The sequence below is a fragment of the Psychrobacter sp. CX10 genome, assembly GCF_057621575.2.
The window spans coordinates 737,436-749,671 of sequence record NZ_CM177736.1; the positions used below are offsets into that span (position 1 = coordinate 737,436).

Sequence of the window (12,236 nt, forward strand, 5' to 3'; positions counted from 1 at the left end):
TTAAATCATGTTGCTAGTAGAATGCACAGTATGCTTAAAGAATGTACAATATGCTTGCATTCTGTAAACGCTAATCTTCTTTTGACGCTTCACTAAGCTTTTCATAAATCCATCTATATTTTTTACCTTCAGGGTTTTCATTCAGATGGATATAGTCAGTAGCACTAGCAATAGTGTGGTGTTTTCCTTCTCTCATAATTCTCAAATATTTTCGTTTTAGCTGTTCGGTTTCCTCATTACGAGGTTTCCATCTAGTGTTAGCGGCTTTAGTACCTTTATTAGATAATGCTTTATCTTTAATTTCATCGTAGTCTAAACCAATTGAAAAGTTAAGAATCGCTTCGACCTGTTGTTGTTTCACATAACAGTCTATTCCACGTAAAAAGTAACCCTTTATAAACATTCGTCTTGCTAGTTCTCTATAAACTACCCATGAAGTAAACCCAATAACTCCTTTAGATTCTTTTTCATATTTATTGCATAAAGCGTTAGTAGTGCTTTCAATAAGCTCATCTATATGTATATGAAAAATTATCTCCAGCTCTTGTTCTGAATGCTCGCTGTATTTGTTATAAAAGTCATCAATGTAATTATGAATATCTTTTAAGAAGTTTATTAAATCACCGAAGGTACAATTTGAATGAGCTTGGGCAACAACTATAAATATAAATGGTATAGAACCAATTTTATCTAGCTTTGTATGCTCAATTATTTCTTTAGATAGCTTATCGAACATAAGTTCACCTTTAGCACACCTTTAGATAAAGTAAGGTGCAAGGCGGTGACTGCATAAAGGTGTAAATGGCAGTCTTTCGGGTAATTACTCCTAGCCTTGCAAGCTGTTGTGAGATTTATCTCATATTTGGGGTTTTGGCAGTTTTGTCAGTTGGTCATCTAGCCATTTTGTATTTTTTTGGACTTCGGCATGACTATAAGATTATCAGTCTTACCGTTAAAAGCATCGTCAACATAGTTAGCCCAGTCATTCATCATCTTAGTGCGATAGGGCAGGTGTTGAGCGCCATTATATGCCTTGCTTATTTTGTTTTCTCTATCATGTGCAAGTTGAAGCTCAATAGCTTCGTGCATATACTCTTTTTCATGTAACGTGGTGCTGGCAAGCCCTCTAAAGCCATGACCAGTCATTCTTCCTTTATAACCCAAACGCCATAAGGCAGTTATAAAAGCATTTTGGCTATATGGTTTACGTGTCGATGGATTATAGAAAACGTATTGATCTGAGAAACCTAACTCTTTAATCTTTTTGAGCAAATCTATTACTTGCGGTGCTAAAGGTACAAGGTGTATCCGTTTAGCTTTCATTTTTTCAGCAGGTATGGTTATTAGTTTGCGTGTGAAGTCGATATCCTGCCATTCAAGATATCTAACCTCATTTGTTCTAAGGAATGTATAGCACATAAACCATAATCCATACTTAACCAATACATCACCATCATAAGCATCTATATCTTGTAATAGCTTGGGGAGTTGTTGTGTAGTTATTCGGCTATGGTGTTTTGTGCGGTGAGGTTTGATAGCTTCAGTTAAATCATTAGCTGGATTGCTAGTTGCTAAACCTGTGCGTATGGCGTGTTTAAAGATTTGACCAACTTCTCTTATGGTTCGTCTAGCCATTTCATTAGCACCTCTTTCTTCAACTGCTTTACCAATTGCTAAAACATCGGGAGAGGTAATGTCGTCAATTAGTTTGTGACCTATAGCAGACTTAATATCACGTTCATAAGCTGAATAGTTTCGGCTAAAGGTACTAGGTGCTAAGTATGTTTTACGCTCTGCATACCAAGATTGAGCTATAGTGTCGAATAGTTTTGAGCCATCTTGGCTGGCTTGCTGTTCCTTTTTATGATCTTTTGGATTTATACCATCAGCGATCTGTTTTTTTATTTCAAGGTTTTGTTGTCTAGCGTTTTGCAATGATAGGGCAGGGTATTTACCTAAAGTAAGGCTTTGCTGTTTGCCATTCCATCTATAAGCGCTAACCCAAACTTTATTACCTGTGTGTCTTACCCACAATTGAAGTCCATCACCATCACTATGCTTGTCAGGTCGGCTCGGTGTGCATTTTTCGCTTGGTGTTAATTTATTTATGTAGGTATGAGTTAATGACATGTTGGTATATTCCTATGTTGTGACTATCTATACCAACAAATATACCAACATTCTATATGTAACACCATAGCCCAATATATTCGCTAATCCTCTAAAACGCCCATTAAAAAAGGCTTACCGAATGTTACGGTAAGCCTTGATTAAGAATATGGTGGAGATGGCGGGAGTTGAACCCGCGTCCGCCAGCACTACGCTCATGAGTCTACATGTTTAGGGTCTGTCTTTAGTTTTAGCCCGCACCGAACCGACAGTCAGGTTGGATTGGGCGATCCTTTAAGTTTGAACCCAAACAACTAAGGCAGTTGCTTAAGCGAACCCATATGCGTGCGCTTCAACTCGTCTAACCCACTATGGGTAAAGGGCAGAGGAGTAAGCAGGGTTTAAGCTGCTAGAGCGTAAGTTTCGTCGTTTGCGACTATAACAATATATGTTTGATTTACGAGAGGACATATACTCTCGACATGCATCATTGAGTTTCATCACCAGCGTCGAAGCCAGAACATCCCCAATTGATAGAACGACATATTATACTATATTTCAGTGTTTTAAGCAAGTTTGATCCATTGAGTCTTATTGGATGCTGTCCTTAAAAAGCACTTATTTAATAATAAGGTATAACGTCTCACACAACTTATATATTAGTCTTAAATAAGAAATATCAAGACCTTTAGTATAAAACTTCTATATAAGAATATAGTCAGCGAACTACTAAACGGTTACGGTGCAACCTCACTCGCCCTAATATAGTATAGTCGGCGAACTTATAAAGAGTCACGGTGTTAACCTCGTTAAGCCTACCCTAGTAGTACTTGCTCTAGGTTGCCTTGTGACTACTTTAAAGTTCTTTAAATATAGTATTCGCACTCGGTTGCATAGTAATTATTTTAGATTATTTTAACTACAGTATTAAAATGACGATATAAAAAAAGCCAGCCTAAGCTGACTTTTTACTAAACTATAAGCTTTATAATACTCTTATTATTCTGAAGCTTCTTCAGTAGAGGTAGCTTCTTCTTCAGTCTCTTCGCTAGAAGTTACTGCAGTTTCAGCTTCTTCGTTAACAGGTTCTTCAGAAGCTTTCTTAGCGGCTGCTTCTTCAGCTTTCTTTCTGTCAGCTTCTTTCTTAGCAGCTGCAGCTTCGGCAAGACCATCTTCAGACATAATGGTTACTAAGATATTAGCAAAGATGTCATGGTGAAGCTGGATATCAACCTTGTATTCACCAATCTGACGTAAAGTACCTTCTGGTAATTTAACTTCAGAACGGTCAACTTCAAGACCTGATTTAGTAAGTGCATCAGCGATATCACGTGTACCTATAGAGCCGAATAACTTACCATCTTCACCAGACTTAGCGCGCATAATAACATTAACATCAGTTAATGCATCCGCACGTTCTTTAGCAGCTGCAATTTCTTCAGCTTCAATGGCTTCAAGCTCAGCACGACGTGCTTCAAATCTTTCAACGTTCGCAGCTGTTGCAGGTAACGCTTTACCTTGAGGTATTAAAAAGTTACGACCGTAACCTGATTTAACATCAACAGTATCGCCAAGCTTACCAAGGTTGACGATACGCTGTAATAAAATAACTTGCATGAGTCACTCCTAAGTTGGCTTACTGATGGTTGTCAGTGTATGGTAGCAATGCTAAATAACGGGCTTGTTTGATAGCAGTTGCTAATTGACGCTGATACTTGTTTGAAGTACCAGTGATACGGCTAGGTACAATTTTACCATTGTCACTAATATACTGTTTTAATAGCTCAACATCTTTATAGTCGATGTGAGTGATACCTTCAGCAGTAAAACGGCAAAATTTACGACGGCGATAAAAACGTGCCATGGGTGTTCTCCTTAAATGAGCTTAAATTATGCGTCAGACTCGGCGTTCTGATCGTTTTCATTGTCTTCACGTGGCGATTTGCGAGTGCGTTTTTCGTCAGCACTTTTAGCTAACTGCGAAGGCTCAGTAATCGCTTCATCACGACGAACAACCAAACTACGGATAATCGCGTCGTTGTAACGGAATAGCTCTTCAAGCTCTGATAGAGTTTCACCATCACACTCAATATTGAATAATACATAGTGAGCTTTATGGATTTTGTTGATTGGATAAGCCAACTGACGACGGCCCCAATCTTCAAGACGGTGTACAACACCACTATTGTCTTGAACTAATTTAATATATCGCTCAACCATACCTACTACTTGGTCGCTTTGATCTGGGTGTACGATAAGCACCACTTCGTAATGTCGCATTTAGGACTCCTTACGGATTAATAGCCATTGACACCATTGTCAATAGCAAGGAGATTTATAGCAGATGCAAATTTGGGTGAATTTAATTACACCACTTATTAAAATACATCTACAGCTAAATAAATTTAAACCACTAAATAAGCAACTTAAAAATAAGATACTTAAAATGAGCCATATAAATTATTATTTGACTAGTTTGCTATAAAGCGCGGGATTATATCATTTGTACACAAAATTGACAAGCTTTGTGTCAAAAGATTGCAAACATGAATAACTGATTGTGGCGATGCTAAAATGCGTTTAGAGTATGTCATAACTTAAATAAAAATTGCAAAAATTATTAAATATCAGCTCTTAGTTTAACTCAAATTGAATCATTAACAGCTCTTGCTGTGCATTTATTCAGTACTAATATACAGAACTAAATTATAGGTTATAAAAGGTATGAATCGAAAAGCCATTTTAATAGGCGCAACAGGTCTGGTCGGGCAACATTTGGTTGAGTACTTGAGCCGAATGTATGACAGCTTAATTATCATCTCAAGAGTTGCGCCGAAGCATATTGATAGCCATATGCAGTATTATCATTTAGGCGACTTTAGCAACCTAGAACAAACCATGACAAACATCGATATCGGTGCAAATACTGATGCATTTACCTGTCTTGGTACCACCAAACGGCTTGCAGGTAGTGAGCAAGCGTTCAAAGCCGTTGATTATGGTTTTAATTATCAGTTTGCGAAGCTATGCTGCAATAAAGGCGTGGAACGATTTTATTTACTATCTGCCAAAGGCGCAGATACCAACAGTCGATTTTTTTATAATCAAGTAAAAGGTGAGCTTGAAGAGTCAATAAAACAACTTGGATATAAAGAGCTAGTTATTTTCCGCCCCTCCTTACTATTGGGTATGCACAAAGGGCGGGTGCTTGAGAACTCTGCGCAAGTTGCATTCAAGCTTGTCTCACCTTTGGTGTCAAAATCTTTTGGTTCGCGTCCTATTGAAGCACAGCGGGTTGCTGCAGCAATGGCATTAAGCGCCCAGCAATTATACGATCGTCATAAGTACGTCGATGGATATACAGATAAAGAAAAAGTCAAAAACAAGATAACTATCATTGAAAACAAACAACTGCTTGCGATGACACGTATAAAGTCTTAAGCTTATTTATCAACATAACTAAACTTATGTTCATATATAAATCACCAAACCATATATAAAATACCAAACCATGCCTAACTAAACTATCTCTAACCAAAAGATGTCTAACTAAAAGGGTAAAGCGATGACTGAAATGACCAAAACCAACTTTGTAACCTGTGATTTATTAGATGCCAACCCTCAAAGCCAAGTTTGCTTGCCTAATATAGAAGGCAAAACCTTTAAAAGCTTCGGCGGTAAAGACAAATTCTGCGGTGAAATCGTAACAGTCAAATGCTTTGAAGATAACAGCCGCGTCAAAGAGCTCTTAAATAGCGATGGGCGCGATGACAACGGCGAGGCGAAAGTCTTAGTAGTAGACGGTGGTGGCTCAATGCGCTGTGCGCTGCTGGGCGATATGATAGCGCAATCAGCAATTGATAATGGCTGGGCAGGCGTGATCGTATATGGGTGTGTACGTGATGTCGATGATATGGCGCAAATGGATATTGGCGTCAAAGCGCTAGGATGTATTCCGCGAAAATCAACTCGGCGCGGTGAAGGTCAAACCGATATCGAAATACGCTTTGGTGATTTGACACTCACCTCAGGAATGTACATATATACCGATAACAATGGCATTATAGCCAGCGAAAAACCTTTACTTTAAAGACATATAATAGTTGTTAAAACGATATACGCTAACATAAAGTCAATTATGTTGGCGTTTTAACAATTTGATAAGGCATTTAATGTTCTATTGATTTAGCATAAATGGGTTAATATATTCGCTAATAGCTGCTCCAATGAGTTCATTGAAAATAACTGTGAACCAATTACCCAAAACCATTAAAATTTAATTAGAAGCTTTAATAGGTATGAACGAAGCCATACCTGCTTTACGCTACTATCTTGGTTCGTCCTTGGTGAATCGCTACATCTTATCGCGTTCCTGCTACCGCGATAACGCGCTAAGACTAGCGCTTCACTCAAGGACATTACCAAGTATTTCCGCTGCAATCAGGGCTAAACCGCACCACCTATTAACTGGCGGTACGTACAATCAGCCGTTTAAGTCAGCACTATAATTTAGCGCTAAAAGTCATCGCTAAAAGTCAGCACTTTAAATTAGTGTTTGAAGTAAGCACTTTAAAAAAGAGTCTAGGGCGTGTCCCTAATTAACAAATTGGCTATCAATAAGATCGGCTACCCTTAAGGATAAAAATTTCACCATTATGCCCAAACACCATAAGCATCCGTTAACTGATATATTTACCCCCATCAACAAACAACTATTTCCGATCAAAGCAGCACAAAGGCGTTGGCTATATCCTGCGCATGCTGCTGCGGGAAGTTTGTGGCTTGCAAGCCTAACAGATTGCCCAGAGGCTAATGTCGAAAACCGCTTAAAGGTCATGGTGACCAAAGATCAAAATCAGCTCAATCAAATTGAGACAGAGCTGGCTTTTTGCGGCGTAGATGCTTATGTATTTCCAGACTGGGAAACCCTAACCTATGATGAGTTGTCGCCGCATCAAGATATCGTTAGTGAACGGATAAATCTACTTACCGAAATGCCAAAAGAGGGTATTTTACTCATCAGTATTCAAACCCTCATGCACCGCGTTGCACCCCCAAGCTGGCTTATTGGGCAGCACTTTGATCTCAGTGTCGGAGATGTATTTGATATTGAAACGCAGCGTGAAATGTTGGCTACAGCAGGATACCGAGCTGTCGACAATGTGTTTGAGCCAGGGGAGTTTGCCGTTCGCGGTAGTGTGGTAGATATATTTGCTATGGGTCAGCCCTTTCCTCTACGCCTAGATTTGTTTGATAATGAAATCGAAACCATAAGATTTTTTAACCCGCAAACCCAGCGTACCTTATCTACCCAAACCCTCGTAGAGCTGGTATCAAGTCGTTCAGATACAGACAGTGCCAACAAGCACGATTTATCCGTAGAATCATTGTCTTTACTCCATAAATTACCCGATGTTTCTAAGCCCATCACTGAGTTTCAGATATTACCTGCAAAAGAGTTTCCACTTGAAGAAGGGCGAGATACCTTCCGCAACAACTTCGCTGCCATGTTTCCAAAAACCAGTGCCCGCAAGTTTGAGCTACATAAAGATGTGATGGCAGGAATCGCCAGTAGCGGCATTGAATACTATCAGCCTTTATTCTTTGATCTTGAAGATTGGTCTCAAACTGGTCATCTGTTTTCATACCTACCAAAAGATGCTTTATTCATTGCAGACGAGCATATTGCTGAAGCTCAAGCTGACTTTTGGTCTCAAATTCAGCGCCGTTATGAAGAGCGTCGCCATGATATCGATAAGCCTATTCTAAACCCAGCTCTTTTGTATTTACCGAGTAATGCACTGAACGAAAAGCTCAATGACTACTCGCGTATTGTCTTGAGTCATCAGGATTTAGACGCAGAAAATGACAGTCAAAGTGGTAAGGTTAAGCTGCCAGTTAAGATGCCCCCAGATCTGCCCGTCAGTCATCAAAAAGCCGAACCGCTCGCTAAGTTATTGGCCTACGCCTCAGAGCCATGGGAAGATGTTGGACAGCGTATAAATGGTGCAAACCCTCAAGATGTACGCCGTCCAATATTAGTCGTCGCAGAAACAGCGGGACGCCGTGAGATACTTTTAGAGCTATTTAAAGGTAAGCTGGATGTCAAAACATTTAATAATCTGCATGAATTTTTAACCAGTCCGTTATACAAGTCACCTCAGCAATACGACCTCGATCTTAAACCCATTGTTGGCTTAACTATTGCACCTTTAGAGCGTGGGGTAGTGATAGAGGGTGAGCTTTCTATCATTAGCGAAACCCAGCTCTTTGGTAGGCAAGTATTACAGACGCGTAGACGTCGTCAAAGTGATGTCTCAGAAGAGTTCTTGATCAAAAGTGTCACTGAGCTGACTGAGGGCAGTCCAGTTGTACACATTAATCAGGGCATAGGGCGTTATCATGGTCTAATAACCATTGATGCAGGTGAGGGTGAGCAAGAGTTTATTCATCTTAAATATGCTGACGATGCCAGTATTTATGTACCTGTCGCAAATCTACAGCTCATTAGCCGATATAGTGGCGGCGATCCAGCATTAGCACCACTGCATAAAATTGGTAGTGGTAAATGGGATAAAGCCAAGCAAAAAGCGCTCGAACAAATTCATGATGTTGCAGCAGAGCTTCTTAATATGCAGGCTCGGCGTCAAGCAAAAGAAGGAATTAATTTTAAGGTTGAAACAGATCAATATGAGCTGTTTGCCAGTCAGTTTGCATTCGAAGAAACACCAGATCAGGCCAATGCTATTCGCGCAGTAATGCATGACATGAAGCAAAACAAACCTATGGATAGGTTAATATGCGGCGATGTCGGCTTTGGTAAAACCGAAGTTGCCATGCGAGCGGCATTTATTGCAGTAAATAGTGGTTATCAGGTCGCGTTACTGGTACCGACTACCTTACTTGCCGGTCAGCATGAAGACAACTTTAAGGACCGCTTTGCAGATTGGCCTATTAGAGTCGAGACTTTATCGAGATTTGGGGGTAAAAAGTATCAAGATAAAGTTTTAGAAGATTTGGCAGCTGGAAAAGTAGACATTGTTATCGGGACGCATAAATTACTGCAAAAAGATGTAAAATTTGCCAATTTAGGATTGATGATTGTCGATGAAGAGCACCGCTTTGGGGTGCGCCACAAAGAGCGCATTAAAGCGATTCAAAGCGATGTGGATAGTCTATCCATGACAGCGACGCCCATACCGCGAACATTGAATATGGCCCTAACAGGTATGCGTGATATGTCAATCATAGCTACGCCGCCAGCGCGAAGACTGTCTATTAAGACTTTTGTGATGCAAAAGTCCGATCAACTCATGAAAGAGGCCATCTTGCGTGAATTGCTGCGTGGCGGGCAGGTCTATTTACTGCACAATGACGTCGCAAGTATCGAGAGAATGGCTGAAAACATTCGTGAGTTAGTACCTGAAGCAAGAGTAGGGGTTGCGCACGGTCAAATGAACGAGCGTGGTCTTGAGCAAGTGATGCAGCAGTTTTATCACAAAAAGTTTAACGTATTGGTATGTACTACCATTATCGAAACGGGTATTGATGTGCCCAATGCCAATACCATAATTATAGAACGTGCTGACAAATTTGGTTTAGCTCAGCTACATCAGCTGCGCGGGCGAGTAGGACGAAGCCATCATCAAGCATATTGTTATTTACTGGTGCCATCGGTGAAAGGGCTTAAGGGCGATGCCAGAAAACGTTTGATGGCGGTGGAGCGTGCAAATACTCTAGGTGCTGGCTTTATGTTGGCAAGTGAAGATCTTGAAATTCGCGGTGCAGGTGAGTTACTTGGTAAACAGCAAAGTGGCAACATGCAAGCTATTGGGTTTAGTTTGTACATGGATATGTTAGAGCGGGCGACTAAAGCCATTAAATCTGGGAAAGAGCCTGATCTTAATACACCTTTATCACTCACTAGCGAAATCAATCTACATTGTTCCGCTTTAATTCCTGAAGATTATGTCAATGATGTGCCGCAGCGTTTATTGTTCTACAAACGTATCAGTAATGCTGAGGATAAAGATACCCTGACAAATATTCGTACTGAGATGATTGATCGATTTGGTGCGTTACCAGATCAAACCAAACAACTCCTTGCGATTCATCAGTTACGCGTTAAAGCTGAACCATTAGCCATTAATAAAATAGACGCAACCACAAACAGTGTGTCACTAGAATTCGCTCCTGATACGCCAGTGCAAGCGCTGGCTATTATAAAACTAATTCAGTCAGATGGTAATCGATACCGCATGAACGGTGCATCAGGGATACGCTATACCAATCCTGATAAGCTCGATACGCCTCAAAAGCGCATTGATGTGGTACACGAATTATTAAATCACTTCTCCAAAAACGTCAATGAAAAATCCAACGAGTAGATGTCGGTTACACAACCAGTCAATTGACTTTGAATTTGGTTATATAGCCAAACTTCATAGCCTTAACCACACTACATTGCCATAACTTCATCAGGACAGCTGTATTGAACACCCTAGATAGTCATAAAATTGTCATCAATACTTCATAGCGTTGTCATTTATTGTATTTAGTATATATTTCACTAAATAAAATAGTGAAGGAGGCAGAAGTGAGTTCGTATACAATATTAAGACCTAAAGTAATAAATAGCAGGGGCGTCAATAGCAACGTATTTACAAGCACTCCATATATTAATAATAAACGAAATGTGCATTTTGCGATTGAACTTGAAGAATTAAATTCGCCAGAATGGGGTAACGATGAGGCAGATGACGCCGTGGAAATGTAATGTACAATTAATAAATAACTCAGTTTAAAAGTTATAATCGATACCAAGGATGACTATTAGAACAAAAGGACAATAATAAGAACGACTAGTTAAGACGGTATTTGAAAACTATACCTATTCGTAAAGCAGCCTTAAGGCTGTTTTTTTTGTGTATGGACTTAGGGTCTGTTGAACGTTCAAATGTGGAACTGACGGTGGCTATTTTTTAGACCATGTGCTTAGATTTGACGAGTTTATTTATATAGTTAGCGAACTACTAAACGGTTATGGCGTTAACCTCACTAATTCTACATGCGTAGTACTTGCACTCGGTTGCATTGTCACCATTTTAGACTTCTTTGATTATAGACTGCCACATCCAAGTAAACCCAATTAAACCTTATCAACATCTATAATATCTAGGCAATACCTGATAAAATAGCTAACAAATAATTTATATAAAAATCAGAGAGCAAATATGTTTCAACTTCATCCGACACTTGCCAAAGACTCGTTTTTAGTAGGCGACTTTCCTTTGTCTACTTGTCGTTTAATAAATGACTGCCAGTTTCCTTGGTTGATTATGATACCTAGAGTTGCTGGAGTACAAGAAATTTATGAACTATCAGCTGAAGATCAAGCTCAGTTTTTACGTGAATCAAGCTGGCTATCAAGCCAATTAGCAAAGGCATTCAATGCAGACAAGATGAATGTGGCTGCACTCGGTAACCAAGTCCCTCAGCTTCATTTTCATCATATTGTACGTTTTCAAAATGATTTAGCATGGCCTAATCCAGTATGGGGAACGCCATCCGTACCCTATACTCAAGAAGTATACTTAGCCATGAAACAAACGCTAATGATGGCCTTAAGAGGACATAATCATATGCCTTTTGATTGGCAAATGACATAACCGATAATGACATATATAAAATAAAAAAAGACACCCTTGAGGTGTCTTATTTATATAACTTTAATGAATTAACGTAATCAATGATTCTCTTTAGCATGATTAAGTGTGTATTTGGGGATATCAATCAATAGGTCAGTGTCTTCAACGATAACTTGACAAGATAAGCGTGAATCAGGTTCGAGTCCCCAAGCCCTATCAAGTAAGTCAGCTTCAATATCATCCATCTCTTCTAAGCTATTAAATCCCTTACGAATCACAACGTGACACGTTGTACATGCTTTTGACATCTCGCAGGCATGTTCAATCTTAAATCCCTTTTCTAGAAGACCTTTACATAGGTTTTGTCCATTGTCTAATTCTACTTCCGCCCCTTCTGGGCATATTTCGTGATGAGGTAATAATGTAATTTTAGGCATAAAAGTATCCAAAATAGTAAGATATGATCATTTCAAATATAAA

At 39.5% G+C, this 12,236-nt stretch carries 10 protein-coding genes, 1 other RNA gene and 1 pseudogene; 5 read left to right on the top strand and 7 right to left on the bottom strand.

What is annotated here, in order from left to right; genetic code table 11:
• Nucleotides 1–70: 70 nt before the first annotated feature.
• From AC21OH_RS02985 to rpsF, 6 genes and pseudogenes are all read right to left on the bottom strand, one after another.
• Nucleotides 71–736, bottom strand: coding sequence for a hypothetical protein (locus AC21OH_RS02985; protein ID WP_487370298.1), 666 nt, complete (start codon nt 734–736; stop codon nt 71–73).
• A 158-nt stretch (nt 737–894) separates the two neighbouring features.
• The gene (locus AC21OH_RS02990; protein ID WP_487370297.1) at nt 895–2,130 is read right to left on the bottom strand and encodes a tyrosine-type recombinase/integrase; all 1,236 of its coding nucleotides are present in this window, start codon (nt 2,128–2,130) and stop codon (nt 895–897) included.
• A gap of 149 nt (nt 2,131–2,279) precedes the next feature.
• Nucleotides 2,280–2,637, bottom strand: a transfer-messenger RNA (tmRNA) gene (gene ssrA, locus AC21OH_RS02995).
• Nucleotides 2,638–3,231: 594 nt separating this feature from the next.
• Nucleotides 3,232–3,726: pseudogene (rplI, locus tag AC21OH_RS03000) on the bottom strand (50S ribosomal protein L9); the annotation flags it as partial.
• 19 nt (nt 3,727–3,745) lie between these two features.
• Nucleotides 3,746–3,973: a 30S ribosomal protein S18 gene (gene rpsR, locus AC21OH_RS03005; protein WP_007395263.1), complete on the bottom strand. Its 228-nt coding sequence runs from the start codon at nt 3,971–3,973 to the stop codon at nt 3,746–3,748.
• A 26-nt stretch (nt 3,974–3,999) separates the two neighbouring features.
• On the bottom strand, nt 4,000–4,389 hold the full coding sequence (rpsF, locus tag AC21OH_RS03010; RefSeq protein WP_486535346.1) for a 30S ribosomal protein S6: 390 nt from the start codon (nt 4,387–4,389) through the stop codon (nt 4,000–4,002).
• A 444-nt stretch (nt 4,390–4,833) separates the two neighbouring features.
• Between rpsF and AC21OH_RS03015 the strand changes: the two genes are divergently transcribed.
• The 5 genes from AC21OH_RS03015 to AC21OH_RS03035 all read left to right on the top strand — a co-directional run bounded on the left by AC21OH_RS03015 (nt 4,834) and on the right by AC21OH_RS03035 (nt 11,777).
• Nucleotides 4,834–5,550 (top strand): NAD-dependent epimerase/dehydratase family protein, encoded by a 717-nt coding sequence (locus AC21OH_RS03015; RefSeq protein ID WP_487370296.1) that lies wholly within the window; start codon nt 4,834–4,836, stop codon nt 5,548–5,550.
• A 133-nt stretch (nt 5,551–5,683) separates the two neighbouring features.
• On the top strand, nt 5,684–6,199 hold the full coding sequence (gene rraA / locus AC21OH_RS03020) for a ribonuclease E activity regulator RraA (RefSeq protein WP_487370340.1): 516 nt from the start codon (nt 5,684–5,686) through the stop codon (nt 6,197–6,199).
• Nucleotides 6,200–6,764: 565 nt separating this feature from the next.
• Complete coding sequence (mfd, locus tag AC21OH_RS03025) at nt 6,765–10,496, top strand: transcription-repair coupling factor (protein WP_487370295.1); 3,732 nt, start codon at nt 6,765–6,767, stop codon at nt 10,494–10,496.
• A 209-nt stretch (nt 10,497–10,705) separates the two neighbouring features.
• A complete protein-coding gene (locus AC21OH_RS03030; RefSeq protein ID WP_487370294.1) occupies nt 10,706–10,885 on the top strand; it encodes a hypothetical protein in 180 nt (59 codons plus the stop codon).
• A 457-nt stretch (nt 10,886–11,342) separates the two neighbouring features.
• On the top strand, nt 11,343–11,777 hold the full coding sequence (locus tag AC21OH_RS03035) for an HIT domain-containing protein (protein WP_487370293.1): 435 nt from the start codon (nt 11,343–11,345) through the stop codon (nt 11,775–11,777).
• Nucleotides 11,778–11,854: 77 nt separating this feature from the next.
• On the opposite strand, the gene fdx is transcribed toward AC21OH_RS03035, so the two are convergent.
• Entirely contained in the window at nt 11,855–12,193 is a 339-nt protein-coding gene (gene fdx, locus AC21OH_RS03040) for an ISC system 2Fe-2S type ferredoxin (protein WP_486535341.1), read from the bottom strand.
• Nucleotides 12,194–12,236 lie beyond the last annotated feature (43 nt).